Source organism: Pseudomonas prosekii (assembly GCF_900105155.1).
In the GTDB taxonomy this organism is placed as follows: domain Bacteria; phylum Pseudomonadota; class Gammaproteobacteria; order Pseudomonadales; family Pseudomonadaceae; genus Aquipseudomonas; species Aquipseudomonas prosekii.
Genome location: NZ_LT629762.1, coordinates 2,464,396 through 2,481,771, shown reverse-complemented (window position 1 = coordinate 2,481,771; position 17,376 = coordinate 2,464,396). Strand labels below are relative to the sequence as shown.

The window sequence follows — 17,376 nt, the reverse complement described above, 5'->3', positions numbered from 1 at the left end:
CCTAAGCCGACTTGGCCATGATCAAACCGCTCTCACTGGCCATCTCCAGACGAATCGCCACAAACTTCGAGGTTGGCGTATGGCTGCCGTCCCCGGTGCTCTCCAGCGGCACCAGCGGGTTCACTTCCGGGTAATACGCCGCAGCCTGTCCGGCAGGGATATCGAACGCGAGCAAAGTAAAGCCCTTGACCCGACGCTCGCGGCCATCGTCCCAGATCGACACGATGTCGGCTTTCTGCCCAGGCTTGAAGCCCAGACGAATGATGTCCGCCTCGTTCACAAACAACACATCGCGCTGACCCTTCACCCCGCGATAACGGTCATCCAGACCATAAATCGTGGTGTTGTACTGATCGTGGGAACGCATCGATTGCATGATCAAATCCGGCAATACGCCGGTCGCGCGCGTGCGTTCGTGCACCAGATCTTTCGGCAGCAGGTTGGCGCGGAAGTTGGCGCGGCCCGACGGCGTGTTCCACTTGCGTGCGCCAGCGCTGTTGCCGAGGTAGAAACCGCCCGGATTTTTCACCCGCTCATTGAAGTCGCGAAAGCCCGGAATGGTGTCGGCGATCAAGTCGCGGATGCGCGAGTAATCGGCCACCAGCCAGTTCCAGTCCACCGGTTTGCTGCCCAACGTTGCGGCGGCGATGCCGGCAATGATCGCTGGCTCCGAACGCATCAGGTTCGACAACCGCTGCAACTGGCCGTTGGAGGCGTGGACCATGCTGAACGAATCTTCCACGGTGACCGCTTGCGGGCCCTCAGTCTGGATATCGATGTCGGTGCGGCCCAGGCACGGCAGGATCAGCGCTTCTTTACCGTGGGCCAGATGGCTGCGGTTGAGCTTGGTGCTGATCTGCACGGTCAGGTCGCAATTGCTCAGCGCCTGGAAGGTGCGCGAGCTGTCAGGGGTCGCTTGAGCGAAGTTGCCGCCCAGGCCGATGAAGACTTTGGCGCGACCGTCGGCCATCGCGTGAATCGCCTCGACCACGTTGTGCCCATTATCGCGCGGCACTTTGAACTGAAAGCGCCGTTCCAGTGAATCAAGGAACGCCACTGGCGGACGCTCATTGATGCCCATCGTGCGGTCGCCCTGCACGTTGCTGTGGCCGCGCACCGGGCACAAACCGGCGCCGGGCCGGCCGATGTTGCCGCGCAGCAGCATCAGGTTGGCGATTTCCTGAATCGTCGCCACCGAATGGCGGTGCTGGGTGATGCCCATCGCCCAGCACATGATGACGTTCTTGCCTTTGGCGTACATGCGCGCCGCTTGCTCGATTTCCACCAAGGTCAGGCCGGACTGCTCGACGATCTGCTCCCACGGCGTGTCGTCGATGGTGCCCAGGTATTCCAGGACGTTGGCGCTGTGTTCGTTGAGGAAGTCGTGATCGAACACCGCCGGCGTGCCAGCCTTCTGCGCATCGCGTTCCCACAACAACAGGAATTTCGCCATGCCGCGCAGCAGCGCCATGTCGCCGCCCAACGCCGGGCGGAAATACGCGGTGTTGGTGGGTTTATCGCCATTGGTGAGCATTTCGATCGGATGTTGCGGGTGTTGGAAACGCTCCAGCCCGCGCTCTTTCAGCGGGTTGACACACACCACCTGAGCGCCGCGTTTCACTGCTTCGCGCAGCGGTTCGAGCATCCGTGGGTGGTTGGTGCCGGGGTTCTGGCCCCAGACAAAAATCGCATCGGCGTGCTCGAAATCTTCGAACGTCACCGTGCCTTTGCCGACGCCGACACTTTGCGCCAACGCCACACCGCTGGCCTCGTGGCACATGTTCGAGCAATCAGGAAAGTTGTTGGTGCCGAAGGTGCGCACGAACAATTGATACAGATACGCCGCTTCGTTGCTGGCACGGCCCGAAGTATAGAACTCGGCTTGGTTGGGACTCGACAGACCCTGCAAATGCTTGGCGATCAGGGCAAACGCGGCTTCCCAGCTTATTGGCTTGTAACGATCGGTCTCGGCATCGTAGCTCAACGGCTCGGTCAAACGGCCCTGGTATTCGAGCCAGTAATCACTTTGATCGAGCAGCGAGCTGACGCTGTGTTTGGCGAAGAACGCGCCATCGACACGGCGTTTGGTCGCCTCCCAGTTCACCGCTTTGGCGCCGTTCTCGCAGAACGCGACCATGCCGGCTTCCTTGGAATCACCCCAGGCACAACCCGGGCAGTCGAAACCGCCGTTCTTGTTGGTCTTGAGCATCATGCGCAGATTTTTCAGCGCGTTGTCGCTGGTCAACCATGCCCGGGCAACGCTAACCAGCGCGCCCCAACCGCCGGCCGGGCCTTTGTAAGGCTTGTAGCGCGGGACGGGGGTCTGATCGGCTTGATTGTGTTGGCTCACGCTTGATTCTCCATCGCTGGGCTGTAAACCCGCGGCGCACTTTTCTGCGGCAGGTGGATGAGATTGAGGTTGTGGCGGCGCGCCCATTGCACGGCGAGGCCGGTGGGCGACGACAGGCTGACGAGGGTCTGAATGCCTGCGCGCAGCACTTTCTGGATCAATTCGAGGCTGCAACGGCTGGTGACAATCGCCAGCCCGCCCGCAGTGGGTATGTTCTGGCGGATCAGGCCGCCGATCAGCTTGTCGAGCGCGTTGTGCCGGCCAATGTCTTCGCGGCCCAGCAACAATTCACCTTGGCCGTTCATGAACACCGCCGCGTGCACCGCGCCGCAATGCTGGCCCAATGGCTGGAACGCGCCGATGCGCTGGCGCAAACCGTCGAGCCATTGCGCGGGAGGCAGCGGCGCGCCGGGCAACACTTTGAGGTCCGGCAACGCCTGCTCGACCGCTTCGACGCCGCAGAGCCCGCAACCGCTGGTGCCGGCCAGTTGCCGACGTTGTTGCTTGAGGTTCCAGAACGCGCGGTTGGCGATGGTCACTTGCGCGTATTGCGCCGAACCCGCGCCGCTGAGTTGCAGGTCATAGATGTCGCTGGCGTCTTCGATGATGCCGCTGCCCAGGCTGAAACCGACAATAAAGTCTTCCAGATCCGTCGGCGTTACCAGCATCACCGCTTGGCTGATGCCGTTATAGGCGATCGCCAACGCCACTTCCTCGGCCAGCTCGGTGCTGGTCGATTCTGCGTAGGTCAGATCGCTGTAACTGTAGGTGTGGCTGGCGGCAGGCGCGGGCGTTTCGAGTGCGGGCGCCGCGCAGGTTGGGCGCTTGGCGTTCATGGGGCATCACCGACGGTTTGGTCAGCTCCTAGCCTAGGCGCGTCAACTTGTCGCGTCTAATCGCTAATACTGATCCGCCGATAGATGACGTCGATCAAGACTCGCTCGGCGATTTCTGATAGATCGCGAAACACGCCTCGGCCAGCGCCGAACGTGGCGCCGCGCGACGCATGATCAGCCCCAGCCGACCGAGGGTTTGTGCATTGTCGATCGGTTGCAGGCGCAGGTGGTCGGTGAGATTTTCCAGGCCTCCCTCCAGCGGCATCACCGCGCAACAAAATCCGCCGTGCACCGCTTGTAACAATTGGTGGACCGCATCGGTTTGCAGCAACGGTTGCGGCGTCAGCCCGCGACTGTGGAAGTTGTGGTCGATGGATTGGCGAAAGTGCATGCCGCTGGTGAGCATGCCCAGTGGCAGCTCGATCAGCGCTTCCCAACTCAGCGGCGCCTCGCCAAAACTGTAGAAACGTTGATCGTAGAGCAGGCCCATGCGCGTGGTGCTGAACGCCAGCGAATCGAAGCGCTCGCCATCGAGGCGTTCGAGGTAGGACACGCCGAGGTCGAGGCGGTTGTTCGCCAGTTGCTCGAGGATCTGCTCGGAGCTCAACGCCGAGAGTTCGAAACGCAGGTTCGGGTGTTCCTTGTGCAGGCGTTGCATCAGCGGCAGCGGATCGAAACTCGACAGCGGCACCACGCCCAGGCGCAATGTCCCGACCAGATTGCCGCGACACGCCGCCGCTTCAGCCTGCAAGCCGTCATACGCCGCGAGCACCGTGCGCGCCCAGGCCAACACGCGCTCGCCCGGCGCGGTAAAGCCTTCGAAGCGCTGGCCACGATTGACCAGCGGCAACTCGAGTTCTTCCTCGAGGCTGCGCAGGCGCATGGACAAGGTCGGCTGGGTGATGTGACACCGCGCCGCCGCTTGGCCGAAATGGCGGGTTTCGTCGAGGGCGATGAGGAATTTCAGCTGCTTGATGTCCATCTTCGCTCCAGGGCGCGGTGAGGTTGGGGATTTTAGCGCTTGCGGCGGACCGACGTCATTGGTCGGGTTGGAACCGCGCGTTGCCGGGTTGGTCTAGTCTTTTGCGTCTGGACCCTTATCCCATGGAGAGAACACGATGAGCCTTTTGAGTTTTGTGAAAGAAGCAGGCGAGAAACTGCTCGACCTGCTGACACCCGGCAACGCCAATGCCAGCGAACAATTGAAGGAGCACATCAGCAAGGTCGGTCTGGGTAATCCGAATGTGCAGGCCACCGTGGATGGCGACAAGGTCACCGTCACCGGTGAAGTCGCGTCCCAGGAAGAAAAAGAAAAGATTCTGCTGGCGGTGGGCAATATCGCCGGCGTTGGTAGTGTTGATGATCAGATCACCGTGACCGGTGCGGCAACGCTCGTAGCAGCGAAATTTGTCGTGGTCGAGAAGGGCGACACCCTCAGCGCGATTTCCCTGCGCGTTTACGGCGATGCCAACAAGTATCAGAAAATCTTTGACGCAAACAAACCGATGCTCAAAGACGTAAACAAGATCTATCCGGGCCAGTCGTTGCGTATTCCTGAGTAACCACAAACCCGTGGCGAGGGGGCTTGCCCCCGTTGGGTCGCGCAGCGGTTCGAAGATTTTTGCGACTGCTGCGCAGCCGAACGGGGGCAAGCCCCCTCGCCACAATAGGCAGACGTGTCGGGCTCAGAGGCCTTCGATCAGGTCGCGATAATCGCCGACCGCCGCAAATTCAGCGGTGTCTTTCGGCCCTTTGCGGCTGTCCGGTTCGCTCACGGCCAGCAAATGCGCCACACCAAAATCTCGCGCACTGCGCAGGATCGGCAGCGTGTCGTCGATGAACAGGCTGCGCGCCGGGTCAAAACCGATATCGGCCTGCAGCGCGTCCCAGAACTGCGGATTTTCCTTGGCGAACCCGTAATCGTGGGAGCTGATCAAACGCTCGAAGTACGGCGCCAGTTCAATCCGTTCCAGTTTCAGCGACAACGAATCGCGGTGCGCATTGGTGATCATCACCACGCGTTTGCCAGCCCGTTTGATCGCCGCCAGAAACGTGTCGGCGTCAGGGCGCAAGGCAATCAGATCAGCGGTTTCCAGTTTCAGTTCGCGCACCGGAATCTTCAGCTCGGCGCTCCAGAAATCCAGGCAATACCATTGCAACTGACCGGCATTGCGCTCGAACAGCGGCTGCAACTCCATCTCCGCCATCGCCCGACTGACGCCGTGCAACTCGGCATATCGCTGCGGCAGGTGTTCCATCCAGAAATGGTTGTCGTAATGCAGGTCCAGCAGCGTGCCGTCCATGTCCAGCAGCACAGTGTCGATGTCGCGCCAGGGCAGCAGGGACATAAAAAACTTCTCCAGCGGTAAAAAAGATATCCGAGGTCAACAATCAGGATAGGCCGGGTATAGTAACGCGTTCACGCCAAGGAGCCGTCTATGCGCCAGAAACCCACCGTACTCGCCCGCGAGATCGTCGCCACCAGCCGTTTATTCTGCGTCGAAGAGCTGAAGCTGCGCTTTTCCAATGGCGTCGAGCGCACTTACGAGCGTCTGGTCGGCAAGGGCGCCGGGTATGGCGCGGTGATGATCGTGGCGATGCTCGATGCCGACCACGCAGTGCTGGTCGAGGAATATTGCGGCGGTACAGACGAGTACGAATTGTCGTTGCCCAAAGGCTTGATCGAGCCGGGCGAGGACGTGCTGGCAGCGGCCGAGCGCGAGCTCAAGGAAGAGGCCGGGTATGGCGCGCGGCAACTGGAACATCTGACCGAGCTGTCGTTGTCGCCCGGTTATATGAGCCAGAAGATCCAAGTGGTGCTGGCCACCGACTTGTACGAAGAAAGCCTGGAGGGCGACGAGCCCGAGCCGATGGGCGTGGAGAAGATCAACCTGCGTGAATTGTCCGGTTTGGCGCAAAACCCGAAATTCACCGAGGGCCGTGCCTTGGCGGCGCTGTACCTGGCCCGTGACCTGCTGACCCAGCGCGGGGTGTTCCTGCCATGAATTTCCCGCATCCGTTGATGGCGCCAGTGATTGAATTGGCGCTGCGGGCTGGCGACGCGATCCTGCCGTTCTGGCGCACCGACACCGCGGTGACGGCGAAGTCGGATGATTCGCCGGTGACGGCCGCAGACCTGGCGGCGCACCATTTGATTCTCGACGGGCTGACAGCGCTGGACCCGAGTATTCCGGTGTTGTCCGAAGAAGACGCCAACATCCCGCAGAGCGTGCGCGCCGGGTGGCAGCGTTGGTGGCTGGTGGATCCGTTGGACGGGACCAAGGAGTTTATTGCCGGCAGCGAAGAATTCACCGTCAACATCGCGTTGATCGAGCAGGGCCGCGTAGTGTTTGGCGTGGTGTCGATGCCGACCAACGGACGTTTCTACGTCGGTGGCGCGGGATTGGGCGCGTGGCGCGGCGACAAGGATGCGGCGCCGCTGCCGATTCACGTACGCGACGTGCCTGCTGCGGGCGAGGCGTTTACCGTGGTTGCCAGCCGTCGGCATTCCAGCCCTGAGCAAGAGCGTTTGCTGGCCGGTTTGAGCGAAAGCCTCGGCGAATTGCACTTGGCAAATTTCGGCAGTTCGCTGAAATTTTGCATGCTGGCCGAAGGCGCGGCGGATTGTTATCCACGCCTGGCGCCGACATCGCAATGGGACACGGCGGCTGCGCAAGGCGTGCTCGAAGGCGCGGGCGGTGAGGTGCTGGAATTGAGCGGCGTGCCGTTCAGCTATCCGGCGCGAGAATCGCTGTTGAATGAGTTCTTCCTGGCACTGCCGGCCAAGGCTGCGTGGCGCGAAAAGTTGTTGGAGCTTGCACGCGGATAAGATTGCTACTCGAACCCATGTGGGAGCGAGCTTGCTCGCGATGGCGGTGGGTCAGTCAACATTGATGTTGAGTGTGATGCCGCTATCGCGAGCAAGCTCGCTCCCACAGGTTTTGGAGGCCAGATCAGTTGTCAGCGGTGCAGCACGTATTGCCCGCTGAACGTCACCGCCGCTTCTTCGCTTCCGCTGTTCACGATTCGCGAATTCAGCGTCAATCGCGCCCGGCCGTAGCGCTGATACATCGCCAGAAACTTCTTCCACACCGCCGCGCTCGGTGTCTGGCAAATCGCAATCGCATCGCTGGTCACCGGCAACGGGTAGCTGATCTGCCCTTCCTGAATCACGATGTGGCCGTCTTCGATGCCTTCCTCACGCAAGCGCAAATGCAGCCAGCCCCAACCTGCCAGCACCGCGCCGCAGTACAGACTGCCGCCGAACATGGTGCTTTTGTGATTGACGTTGGCCTCCAGTGGCAACTGCAAACGCAGTTGCTGGTCATGCCAGTCGAGCACTGTCAGGCCCATGTCCCGCGTCAGGGGAATGTCGTGGTGGAGGATCGATTGCAGGTGACGACTGTCGCGGCTCATGCACGGCCCCTTGTTTGCTGAAATGAAAAAACGCTGGCTCAATCGAGCTCGTCGGTGTGGCTGTGCGCGCCGCCGTCGGCGAAGTTCAAACCGTGCTTGCGCAACTTGTCGTGCAAGGTTTTACGCGGAATGCCCAAGGCTTCGGCGAGGCTGCGCACCGAGCTGTGCGAGCGCGCGAGTTCGGCGGCGATCAGGGTTTTCTCGAAGTTCTCGACCTGCTCGCTGAGCCCGCCGCTGAGCACTTCCACCGTGGTCCCGGCACCGCCCTCAAATGCACTGTTATCCAGCGCCAATTCCAGACCGAGGGCGAAACGTTCAGCGGCGTTTTGCAGTTCGCGCACGTTGCCCGGCCAGTTGTGGCGCAGCAACAACGCGCGTTGCCCCGGTTGCAATTCGTGCGGCGGCAAACCGTGGCGGGCGCTGGCCTCATCGGCGAAATGCTGGAACAGCATCAGCGCATCTTCGCCGCGTTCACGCAGCGGCGGAATGCGCAGCGGCGCGACGTTCAAGCGGTAATACAAGTCGGCGCGAAAACGCCCTTGATCGGCGGCCTGGCGCAAGTCTTCCTTGGTCGCGGCGATCACGCGGATGTCCAGCGGGATCAACTGATTGCCGCCCAAGCGCTCGACCACCCGTTCCTGCAACATGCGCAGCAATTTGACCTGCACGTCGAGGCTCATGCTTTCGATTTCATCGAGGAACAGCGTGCCGCCATTGGCGAATTCGAACTTGCCGATACGGCGTTTTTGCGCGCCGGTAAACGCGCCGGGCTCGTGACCGAACAGCTCGCTCTCGACCACCGATTCGGCCAGCGCGCCGGCATTGATCGCGACAAACGGACCGTTACGCCGGCTCGACAAATCGTGCAGCGCCCGCGCCACCACTTCTTTGCCGGCGCCGGTTTCGCCGAGGATCAGCACGTCAGCCTTGGTCGCCGCGAGCGCGCCGATCTGCTCGCGCAAACGCAGCATTTGCGCCGATTGCCCGACCAGTCGGGTGCTCAGTTCATTGCGGTCGCTGAGGGCCAGGCGCAGGCTGCGGTTGTCCAGCACCAAACGGCGCAAGTCGAGGGCGCGGCGCACGCTGTCGAGCAGGGCATCGCTGGCGAAGGGTTTTTCGAGAAAGTCATACGCTCCGGCGCGCATCGCCTGCACCGCCAGCGGCACATCGCCGTGGCCGGTGATCAGCAGCACCGGCAGCTCCGGGTCCTGGGCGTGCAGCTCGGTCAGCAATTCGAGGCCGTCCATGCCCGGCATGCGGATGTCGCTGACCACCACGCCCGGCCAGTCGCGCTCCAGTTGCGCGGCCAGGCCCTTGGCTTCGGCCAGCGGCAGAATCTTCAGGCCGGCGAGGTCCAGCGTCTGGCTCAGGGCTTGGCGCAGATGCGGATCATCGTCGATCAACACCACCTGAATGCGGTTATCGATGGTCATGCACTTCGGTCCTCGGACGGTTGCAGGCTCACGCCGGGTGCGCCTGCGCGCAGCTTCAGGGTAATCAGGGCGCCGCCCTCCTTGTGGTTGGCGAACGACAGTTCACCGCCGAAGGCGCGCATCAGGGTTTCGCAAATCGCCAGGCCCAGCCCGAGGCCCTGAGTGCGGGTCTTGGTCGTGTAAAAAGGCTCGCTCGCGCGGCCGAGGGCTTCCATGCAAAACCCCGGGCCGTTGTCGCGAATGTACAGGTTGACGCCTTCGCTGGTGGATTGGGCACTCAGCCAGAGTTTGCGCGGCGGGCCTTTTTCGGTGAGGGCATCGAGAGCGTTGGCCAGCAGGTTGCCGAGCACTTGGCGCAGGCGGGTTTCGCCAGCCTCGACCCACAAGGTCGCCGCCGGCAGATCGCGGATCAATTCGACTTCCATGCTGCGTCGGCGCTTGGCCAGCAACGCCAGCGCATCGTCCAGTGCCGGTTGCAGGGCGACGCTTTCCGGGGCGTGGCGGTCGCGGCGGGCGAACGCGCGCAAGTGGGCGATGATCGAGGCCATGCGCCCGGTCAGTTCACTGATCAGTTTGAGGTTGCCGCGCGCATCGTCGGTGCGCTGATGATCGAGCAACACTTCAGCGTTTTCCGCGTAGCTGCGGATCGCCGCCAGCGGCTGATTGAGCTCGTGGCTGATGCTCGCCGACATCGTCCCCAGCGCCGACAGTTTGCCGGCCTGAACCAGATCATCCTGCGCGCGGACCAGTTCCTGTTGCGCCTGTTCGCGCTCCAATACTTCCTGTTTCAAACGGCGGTTGAGGCCTTCGAGGTCGCTGGTGCGCTCGGCGACGCGACCTTCGAGCTCGCGGCGGGCCTTGGCTTCGAACGCGATGCGTTCCAGGTAATGCCGACGGCGCTGCATCATCAAGCCGAGCAGCAGCATCAACACCAGCAACGTCGCGCCGCCGATCGCGACGACGGTGCGCACCGGGCGGTCAATCAACGTGCGCGGCGCGAGAATGCTGACGTTCCAGCCGGTTTCTTCGATCTGTTGCGTCTGCGTCAGCCAGGCGTTGGGATTGAGCCGCAGTGGCCGGGGATCGCGCGTCGGGTACGGCTGAATCGCGCTGATGGCGGTGTTCTCTGCGTCACTCAAGGCGCGGGTCGAGCGAAAGCGCCACTCCGGCCGCGAAGTGAGAATGACCACGCCGTTGTGATCGGTCACCAGCAGTTGTTCCGGGGTTTTGCCCCACAGGCTTTCGGTGTGGTCGAGGTCGACTTTGACCACCAGCACGCCGATGATTTTTTCGCCCTCGCGCACCGCAGCGGCGAAGAAGTAACCGCGTTTGGCCGAGGTCGTGCCCAGCCCGAAGAAGCGCCCGAGGCGCCCGGCCATGGCTTCGCTGAAGTACGGCCGGAAGGAGAAATTGCGCCCGACAAAACTGTCGTGTTTGTCCCAATTCGACGCCGCGAGGGTCTTGCCGCTGGTGTCCATCAGGTACATGACTTCGGCGCCGGACTGCGCGCTGATGTTTTTCAGCAAGCGGTTGGCGTTGCCCTGGGTGACGCCATCGTCGGGCGCGCCGAGCACCGCGCGCAGCGCCGGCAGGTCGCCGAGAATCTGCGGCAACACTTCATAGCGATGCAGCGTGCCCAGCAGGTTGGCGACGTAGAGGTCGAGGGTCTGACGATTCTGCCCGGCCAGTTCGCTGCGGTAATAACGCTCGGCCAGATGCTGCAGCGGCCACAGCAGAGGCGCCAGGCACAGCGCGAGCAGGGCCAGACTGCGCCAGCGAGGTCTGCGGGGGAGGGTCGGAGTCATGAGCATCGAGCGCCTGGGGGGACAGGCGCATTATGCCTAGGGTTGCTCGGCAAGACACTCGCGCAGCGCGGTTTGCCAATCCGCCTGGCTGACGCCCCACTCGCGTTGCAGTCGCGAGCAGTCGAGCCGTGAGTTCAACGGGCGCGCGGCCGGCGTCGGGTAATCGCTGGACGGAATCGGCAGCAGGTGCGCGCACGGCTTGCCTTGTTCGCGCAGCGCTGCGCCGATGGCCTGGGCGAAACCGAACCACGAAGTTTCACCCTGCGCGGTCAGGTGATAAGTGCCCCACGCTCCGGGATTCCCGGCCTGCCAACGCTCGATCAGCGCCAACGTGCTGCGAGCAATCGTGCCGGCCCAGGTCGGCGCGCCGATCTGATCGGCGACGATGCGCATTTCCGGTTTTTCCTGGAGCAAGCGCTGCATGGTCAGCAGAAAATTGCGCCCGTGGGTCGAGTAGACCCAACTGGTGCGCAGGATCAGATGCTGGCCCTGCACCGCGCTGATCGCCTGTTCGCCCGCCAGTTTGCTTTTGCCGTAGACGCCGAGCGGGTTGGGCGCGTCGTCCTCGGTGTAGGGCGCGGGTTTGCTGCCATCGAACACGTAATCGGTGGAGTAGTGAATCAACGGGACGCCCAGTTCAAGCGCTTGTTCGGCGAGAATCCCCGGCGCGCTGGCGTTGATCGCAAACGCCAGTTCCGGCTCGCTTTCCGCTTGGTCGACGGCTGTGTGTGCGGCGGCGTTGATGATCAAGTCCGGGCGAATGCGTTGCACCTGTTGGCGGATCTGCTCGGGTTGCGCCAGGTCGAGCTGTTCGCGACCGAGCACGACCAGCTCGCCGAGGTGGCTCAAATGCCGTTGCAGTTCTTGCGAGACTTGCCCGTGCTGGCCGTTGATGAGGATTTTCATGGGAACAGATCAGCCTCAAGCAGACTTTTACCGTTCTGATCCTTGGCCGACAGTTGCGGCGCGGCGTGCAGTTGCCAGTCGATGGCCAGGGTTGGGTCGTCCCAGCGAATGCAGCGCTCAGCGGACGGCGTGTAGTAATCGGTGGTTTTGTAGAGGAATTCGGCGACGTCGCTAAGCACCACAAAACCGTGGGCAAACCCTTCAGGTACCCAGAGTTGACGGTGATTGTCGGCAGACAAACGTACCGCCACCCACTGGCCGAAATGTGCCGAGCTGCGGCGAATGTCCACCGCCACGTCGAGCACTTCACCGGCAGTGACGCGCACCAGTTTTCCCTGAACGTTTTCCAACTGATAGTGCAAGCCACGCAGCACGCCTCGCTGCGAGCGCGAATGGTTGTCCTGAACGAACTGCGTGTTGAGGCCAGTGGCTTCGGCGAATGCCTTGGCGTTGAAGCTTTCGTAGAAAAACCCACGCTCGTCACCGAAGACTTTCGGTTCGATGATCAGCACGCCGGGCAGGGCGGTTTCAATCACGTTCATTGCGCTTCTCCGGCGAGCATGAACAGGTACTGGCCGTAACCGGTCTTGCCGAAATAAGCCGCGCGTTCGAGCAACAGTTCGCGGCTGATCCAGCCGTTCTCGTAGGCGATTTCTTCGAGGCAGGCGACTTTCAGACCCTGGCGGTGTTCGATGGTCTGCACGTACTGCGACGCTTCCAGCAGGCTGTCGTGGGTGCCGGTGTCGAGCCAGGCAAAACCACGGCCGAAACGCTCGACCTGCAAGTCGCCGCGTGTGAGGTAGGCGTTGTTGACGTCGGTGATTTCCAGTTCGCCGCGCGGTGACGGTTTCACTGCTTTGGCGATCTTGATCACGTCGTTGTCGTAGAAATACAGGCCGGTGACGGCATAGCTGGATTTCGGGGTTTTCGGTTTTTCTTCAATCGACAGCGCGCGTCCTTCGCTGTCGAAATCAATCACGCCGAAGCGCTCCGGGTCCTTGACCCAATAGCCGAACACCGTGGCGCCGGAAGGGCGTTTTGCGGCGTTCTTCAATTGATCGCCAAAGTGCTGGCCGTGGAAGATGTTGTCGCCGAGGATCAGGCACACCGGGTCGTCGCCGATAAATTCTTCACCGATCAGAAAGGCCTGCGCCAAGCCGTCCGGCGAGGGCTGTTCGGCGTAGCTGAAGTTCACCCCGAACTGGCTGCCGTCGCCCAACAGGTTGCGATATTGCGGCAGGTCGTGCGGTGTCGAAATCAGCAAAATGTCCTTGATGCCGGCCAGCATCAACACGGAGATCGGGTAATAGATCATCGGTTTGTCGTACACCGGCAGCAGCTGTTTGGACACGCCCAACGTGATCGGGTGCAGGCGCGTGCCCGAGCCACCGGCCAAAACAATACCTTTCATCATGCGAGCAGCTCCTTGATGTCGATGGCGCCCAGGCGTTGGCCCTGATAGCTGCCATCCTGCACGCGGCGGCACCATTCGAGATTATCCAAATACCACTGCACGGTTTTGCGCAGGCCGGTTTCGAAGGTTTCTTCCGGCACCCAGCCGAGCTCGCGCTCAATTTTGCTGGCGTCGATTGCGTAGCGCAGGTCGTGGCCAGGGCGGTCCTGAACAAAAGTGATCAGGTCGGCAAACTGCGCGACGCCTTGCGGTTTGTTCGGCGCCAATTCTTCGAGCAGCGCACAGATCCCGCGCACCACGTCGATGTTCTTCTGCTCGTTGTGGCCGCCAATGTTGTAGGTCTCGCCGACCACGCCTTCGGTCACCACTTTGAGCAGCGCGCGGGCGTGATCCTCGACGAACAGCCAGTCGCGCACTTGCAGGCCGTTGCCGTACACCGGCAGCGGCTTGCCCGCCAGCGCATTGAGGATCACCAGCGGAATGAGTTTTTCCGGGAAGTGGAACGGCCCGTAATTGTTCGAGCAATTGGTCAGCAGCACTGGCAACCCGTAGGTGCGCTGCCAGGCGCGAACCAAGTGGTCGGACGCGGCTTTGCTGGCGGAGTACGGCGAGCTCGGCGCGTAGGGCGTGGTTTCGGTGAACAGGTCATCGACGCCGTGCAGGTCGCCGTACACCTCGTCGGTGGAAATGTGATGGAAGCGGAAAGCGCTTTTCTCGGCTTCGGCCAAGGTCAGCCAGTAGGCGCGAGTGGCCTCGAGCAGGCTGTAGGTGCCGACAATATTGGTCTGGATGAAATCCGACGGACCGTCGATGGAACGGTCGACGTGGGATTCTGCCGCCAAGTGCATGATCGCGTGTGGCTGAAAGCGTGCCAGCACCGCGCTCACGGCGGCCTGATCGACGATGTCGGCCTGGACGAATTCGTAGCGGGTATCGGTGGCGATGCTGGTCAGCGATTCGAGATTGCCGGCGTAGGTCAGCTTGTCGAGGTTGAGCACTTCGTGCTCGGTGTGCCGAATCAGGTGGCGGATCAGGGCCGAGCCAATGAAACCGGCACCGCCGGTGATGAGAATACGCATGTTGGCCAACCTTTTTCCGTAAGACGATAAAACGAATGAGCATAGCTTGTCGGCAGGAGCGGGGTGGTGCAAGAGGGTTGTTGGTCGTATTTGGCTTTTGCCGCCGCAGCAGGGGTTGATTATCCCCCGAGGCAATGGCGATATAGGCGCCAAATAACATTTCAGGGGTCGTTGTATGCCGCTCGCCACGTTGATTCATCGCGCCAGTTTGCCCAGCCCGCAAGTGTCTGCGGCGCAAGCGTTGGCGCTGCTGCAGCGGCATTACGGCTTGAGCGGGACGTTGCAGGCGCTGGGCAGTCAGCAGGATCTGAACTACCGCGTCGACAGTGAGCGTGGGCGATTTGTCCTGAAAATTTGTCGGGGCGATTACGCGAAGATCGAATTGCAGGCGCAACACGCCGGGCTCAAGCATCTGGCCGAGCATTCGCAGGTGCCGGTGCCACGGGTGATGGCGGCCAATTGCGGCGAAGAGATTCTCTCGCTCGACGTCGAGGGGCAGCCGCTGCATGTGCGTCTGCTCGACTACATTGAAGGCCAGCCGTTGACGCAACTTGCGCACCTGCCGGGTTCGGTGGTCAGTGGTTTCGGGCGGCTGTGCGCCGACATGGACCTGGCGCTGGCGACGTTCGAGCACGCCGGGCTTGAGCGCACGCTGCAATGGGACGCCCGCCACGCCCACGCGCTGATCGCGCATTTGCTGCCGGTGATCGCTGATGAGCGACAACGCGCTTTAGTCGCCGAGGCCGCCGAACACGCCGAGCAACGCCTGCTGCCACTGATCGACAAGCTGCCGGTGCAGGCGATTCACATGGACATCACCGACGATAACGTCGTGTGGCAGCGCGATGCGCAACGTCAGTGGCAGTTGCAGGGTGTGATCGATTTCGGCGACTTGATTCGCACTTGGCGCATCACCGATTTGTCGGTGACCTGCGCGGCGTTGCTGCATCACGCCGAGGGCGATCCGTTTTACATTTTGCCGGCGGTGCAGGCGTATCACGCGAGCAATCCGTTGCAGCCTGAAGAGCTGAAAGCGCTGTGGCCGTTGATCGTCGCGCGTGCAGCGGTGCTGGTGCTCAGTGGCGAGCAGCAGGTCAGCATCGACCCGGGCAATCAATACAGTCGCGACAACTTGAGCCACGAATGGGAAATTTTCCGCGTCGCCACTTCGGTGCCGCTGGAGCTGATGGAAGCGGCGATTTTGACGGCGGTTGGCCAGACCTTGCCGAGCCTGAGCCATGAAGGTTTTGCGCCGTTATTGCCGAGTCTGGTCGGGCGCGAATTTGCCTTGATCGACCTCGGCGTGCTCAGCGCTCATTTCGAGGCCGGCAATTGGCAGCAGGCAGGCATCGATCAGCGTTTGCTCGACGAAGCGGCGGCGGTGCACGGTCTGGCGGCGAGTCGTTACGGTCAATATCGTTTGTCGCGCACCGAGCCGGACAGCGCCGCTGAACCGGATACCTGTCCGTTGCACGTCGAGTTGCGCGTGCCCCACGGCACAGCGGTCGCAGCGCCGTTTGCCGGGGTTGTGCAGCAGCCGTTTGCGGGCGTGTTGCAGCTTGATGGCGAGCCATTCAGTGTGCGTTTGTGGGGGGTGAATTCTTCTCAACAAAGCGGCGCGGCACTGGCCAAAGGTCAGACGCTGGGGGGGGTCAACGGTCCGCTGATTGTGCAGTTGTGCCGTGGCAGTTCTTTCGAGGCGCCACTGTTTTGCTCGCCGTCGCGCGCGTTGGCCTGGCAAGCGCTGTGCCCGTCGCCGGCGGCGCTGCTCGGCCTGGCGTGTGATGCCGAACCGGAGCTGGATTCGCAGACCTTGCTTGCGCGCCGCGACGCCAGTTTCGCCCGCACGCAAAAACACTATTACGCCGACCCGCCGCGCATCGAGCGCGGCTGGCGCAATCACCTGATCGACATGCAGGGCCGCTCCTACCTCGACATGCTCAACAACGTCGCGGTGCTCGGCCACGGGCATCCGCGCATGGCCGCCGTCGCCAGCCGTCAGTGGTCGCTGCTCAACACCAATTCGCGTTTCAACTATGCGGCGGTCGCGGAGTTTTCCGAACGGCTGTTGAAGTTGTCGCCGGACGGCATGGATCGGGTGTTTCTGGTCAACAGCGGCAGCGAGGCCAATGACTTGGCGATCCGCTTGGCGTGGGCTTACAGCGGCGGTCGCGACATGCTCAGCGTGCTGGAGGCCTATCACGGCTGGACGGTGGGCGCGGACGCGGTCTCGACGTCGATTGCCGACAACCCGCAAGCCCTGAGCAGCCGCCCGGAGTGGGTGCACCCGGTGGTTGCGCCGAACACCTATCGCGGCGAATTCCGCGGCCCGCACAGCGCGGCGGATTACGTGCGCAGCGTCGAGCACAACCTGGCGAAAATCGCCGAGCAGAACCGGCAGTTGGCCGGGTTTATCTGCGAACCGGTGTACGGCAACGCCGGCGGCATCTCGTTGCCGCCCGGTTATCTGCAACAGGTGTACGCGCTGGTCCGCGCGCGCGGCGGCGTGTGCATTGCCGATGAAGTGCAGGTCGGTTACGGGCGCATGGGCGATTTTTTCTGGGGTTTCGAGGAGCAGGGCGTGGTCCCGGACATCATCACCATGGCCAAAGGCATGGGCAACGGTCAGCCATTGGGCGCGGTGATCACTCGCCGGGAAATCGCCGAAGCGCTGGAGGCCGAGGGTTACTTTTTCTCCTCGGCGGGCGGCAGTCCGGTCAGTTGCCAGATCGGCATGGCGGTGCTGGATGTGATGGAAGAAGAAAAACTCTGGGATAACGCGCAGATCGTCGGTGGCCATTTCAAGCAGCGGCTCGAAGCGCTGATCGACATTCATCCGCTGGTCGGCGCGGTGCACGGTTCGGGTTTTTACCTCGGCGTCGAGTTGATCCGCGATCGGGAAACCCTGGAACCGGCGACCGAAGAAACCACGGCGCTGTGTGAGCGCTTGCGTGAGTTGGGGATTTTCATGCAGCCGACCGGGGATTACCTCAACGTGCTGAAAATCAAACCGCCAATGGTCACCTCGCGCCGCAGCGTGGATTTCTTTGTCGACATGCTCTCCAAAGTGCTCGCGGAAGGTTTATGAAACCCCTCTATCCCTTGTAGGAGTGAGCCTGCTCGCGATGGCGGTCTTC

Annotated in this window: 15 protein-coding genes; 4 read left to right on the top strand and 11 right to left on the bottom strand. The window is 62.1% G+C overall.

The features are described 5' to 3' along the window. Nucleotide 1: 1 nt before the first annotated feature. The 3 genes from BLU01_RS11320 to BLU01_RS11310 form a co-directional block, all read right to left on the bottom strand. Nucleotides 2–2,350: an FdhF/YdeP family oxidoreductase gene (locus BLU01_RS11320; RefSeq protein ID WP_092274908.1), complete on the bottom strand. Its 2,349-nt coding sequence runs from the start codon at nt 2,348–2,350 to the stop codon at nt 2–4. Further along, complete coding sequence (fdhD, locus tag BLU01_RS11315; RefSeq protein ID WP_092274904.1) at nt 2,347–3,186, bottom strand: formate dehydrogenase accessory sulfurtransferase FdhD; 840 nt, start codon at nt 3,184–3,186, stop codon at nt 2,347–2,349. Before fdhD ends, BLU01_RS11320 begins: the two co-directional genes overlap by 4 nt. A gap of 94 nt (nt 3,187–3,280) precedes the next feature. After that, nucleotides 3,281–4,168 (bottom strand): LysR family transcriptional regulator, encoded by an 888-nt coding sequence (locus BLU01_RS11310; RefSeq protein ID WP_092274901.1) that lies wholly within the window; start codon nt 4,166–4,168, stop codon nt 3,281–3,283. Nucleotides 4,169–4,304: 136 nt separating this feature from the next. Between BLU01_RS11310 and lysM the strand changes: the two genes are divergently transcribed. Next, nucleotides 4,305–4,748, top strand: coding sequence for a peptidoglycan-binding protein LysM (lysM, locus tag BLU01_RS11305; protein ID WP_092274897.1), 444 nt, complete (start codon nt 4,305–4,307; stop codon nt 4,746–4,748). A 123-nt stretch (nt 4,749–4,871) separates the two neighbouring features. Here lysM and yrfG read toward each other — a convergent pair whose 3' ends face one another. After that, nucleotides 4,872–5,534 carry a GMP/IMP nucleotidase gene (gene yrfG, locus BLU01_RS11300; protein ID WP_092274894.1) on the bottom strand — a complete coding sequence of 221 codons (663 nt, stop codon included), beginning with the start codon at nt 5,532–5,534 and terminating at the stop codon, nt 4,872–4,874. Nucleotides 5,535–5,624: 90 nt separating this feature from the next. On the opposite strand from yrfG, the gene nudE reads away from it, so the two are divergent. Together nudE and cysQ are read left to right on the top strand one after the other, a co-directional pair. Continuing rightward, nucleotides 5,625–6,191, top strand: coding sequence for an ADP compounds hydrolase NudE (nudE, locus tag BLU01_RS11295; protein ID WP_092274891.1), 567 nt, complete (start codon nt 5,625–5,627; stop codon nt 6,189–6,191). Then, complete coding sequence (cysQ, locus tag BLU01_RS11290) at nt 6,188–7,015, top strand: 3'(2'),5'-bisphosphate nucleotidase CysQ (protein ID WP_092274888.1); 828 nt, start codon at nt 6,188–6,190, stop codon at nt 7,013–7,015. The genes nudE and cysQ overlap by 4 nt, the downstream gene beginning before the upstream one ends. 131 nt (nt 7,016–7,146) lie before the next feature. Here cysQ and BLU01_RS11285 read toward each other — a convergent pair whose 3' ends face one another. The 7 genes from BLU01_RS11285 to rfbB are packed head-to-tail and all read right to left on the bottom strand — an operon-like array spanning nt 7,147 to nt 14,239. Next, nucleotides 7,147–7,602, bottom strand: a complete 456-nt coding sequence (locus BLU01_RS11285) for a YiiD C-terminal domain-containing protein (RefSeq protein ID WP_092274885.1) — start codon at nt 7,600–7,602, stop codon at nt 7,147–7,149. A gap of 38 nt (nt 7,603–7,640) precedes the next feature. Next, complete coding sequence (locus BLU01_RS11280; protein ID WP_092274882.1) at nt 7,641–9,035, bottom strand: sigma-54-dependent transcriptional regulator; 1,395 nt, start codon at nt 9,033–9,035, stop codon at nt 7,641–7,643. Further along, nucleotides 9,032–10,840, bottom strand: a complete 1,809-nt coding sequence (locus tag BLU01_RS11275) for a sensor histidine kinase (protein WP_092274879.1) — start codon at nt 10,838–10,840, stop codon at nt 9,032–9,034. Before BLU01_RS11275 ends, BLU01_RS11280 begins: the two co-directional genes overlap by 4 nt. 36 nt (nt 10,841–10,876) lie before the next feature. Beyond that, the gene (gene rfbD / locus BLU01_RS11270) at nt 10,877–11,746 is read right to left on the bottom strand and encodes a dTDP-4-dehydrorhamnose reductase (RefSeq protein ID WP_092274875.1); all 870 of its coding nucleotides are present in this window, start codon (nt 11,744–11,746) and stop codon (nt 10,877–10,879) included. Then, the gene (rfbC, locus tag BLU01_RS11265) at nt 11,743–12,288 is read right to left on the bottom strand and encodes a dTDP-4-dehydrorhamnose 3,5-epimerase (RefSeq protein ID WP_092274872.1); all 546 of its coding nucleotides are present in this window, start codon (nt 12,286–12,288) and stop codon (nt 11,743–11,745) included. Before rfbC ends, rfbD begins: the two co-directional genes overlap by 4 nt. After that, entirely contained in the window at nt 12,285–13,160 is an 876-nt protein-coding gene (gene rfbA / locus BLU01_RS11260) for a glucose-1-phosphate thymidylyltransferase RfbA (protein ID WP_092274869.1), read from the bottom strand. Before rfbA ends, rfbC begins: the two co-directional genes overlap by 4 nt. Next, nucleotides 13,157–14,239: a dTDP-glucose 4,6-dehydratase gene (gene rfbB / locus BLU01_RS11255; RefSeq protein WP_092281578.1), complete on the bottom strand. Its 1,083-nt coding sequence runs from the start codon at nt 14,237–14,239 to the stop codon at nt 13,157–13,159. The genes rfbA and rfbB overlap by 4 nt, the downstream gene beginning before the upstream one ends. A gap of 175 nt (nt 14,240–14,414) precedes the next feature. Between rfbB and BLU01_RS11250 the strand changes: the two genes are divergently transcribed. Further along, complete coding sequence (locus tag BLU01_RS11250; protein WP_092274866.1) at nt 14,415–17,327, top strand: aminotransferase; 2,913 nt, start codon at nt 14,415–14,417, stop codon at nt 17,325–17,327. The last annotated feature ends 49 nt before the right edge of the window (nt 17,328–17,376 follow it).

Coding starts and splice junctions, on each gene's coding strand:
- BLU01_RS11310 (WP_092274901.1), bottom strand. CDS start 4,168: ATGGACATCAAGCAGCTGAAATTCCTCATCGCCCTCGACGAAACCCGC.
- fdhD (WP_092274904.1), bottom strand. CDS start 3,186: ATGAACGCCAAGCGCCCAACCTGCGCGGCGCCCGCACTCGAAACGCCC.
- BLU01_RS11250 (WP_092274866.1), top strand. CDS start 14,415: ATGCCGCTCGCCACGTTGATTCATCGCGCCAGTTTGCCCAGCCCGCAA.
- yrfG (WP_092274894.1), bottom strand. CDS start 5,534: ATGTCCCTGCTGCCCTGGCGCGACATCGACACTGTGCTGCTGGACATG.
- rfbD (WP_092274875.1), bottom strand. CDS start 11,746: ATGAAAATCCTCATCAACGGCCAGCACGGGCAAGTCTCGCAAGAACTG.
- rfbC (WP_092274872.1), bottom strand. CDS start 12,288: ATGAACGTGATTGAAACCGCCCTGCCCGGCGTGCTGATCATCGAACCG.
- BLU01_RS11285 (WP_092274885.1), bottom strand. CDS start 7,602: ATGAGCCGCGACAGTCGTCACCTGCAATCGATCCTCCACCACGACATT.
- lysM (WP_092274897.1), top strand. CDS start 4,305: ATGAGCCTTTTGAGTTTTGTGAAAGAAGCAGGCGAGAAACTGCTCGAC.
- BLU01_RS11275 (WP_092274879.1), bottom strand. CDS start 10,840: ATGACTCCGACCCTCCCCCGCAGACCTCGCTGGCGCAGTCTGGCCCTG.
- cysQ (WP_092274888.1), top strand. CDS start 6,188: ATGAATTTCCCGCATCCGTTGATGGCGCCAGTGATTGAATTGGCGCTG.
- nudE (WP_092274891.1), top strand. CDS start 5,625: ATGCGCCAGAAACCCACCGTACTCGCCCGCGAGATCGTCGCCACCAGC.
- rfbB (WP_092281578.1), bottom strand. CDS start 14,239: ATGCGTATTCTCATCACCGGCGGTGCCGGTTTCATTGGCTCGGCCCTG.
- BLU01_RS11280 (WP_092274882.1), bottom strand. CDS start 9,035: ATGACCATCGATAACCGCATTCAGGTGGTGTTGATCGACGATGATCCG.
- rfbA (WP_092274869.1), bottom strand. CDS start 13,160: ATGATGAAAGGTATTGTTTTGGCCGGTGGCTCGGGCACGCGCCTGCAC.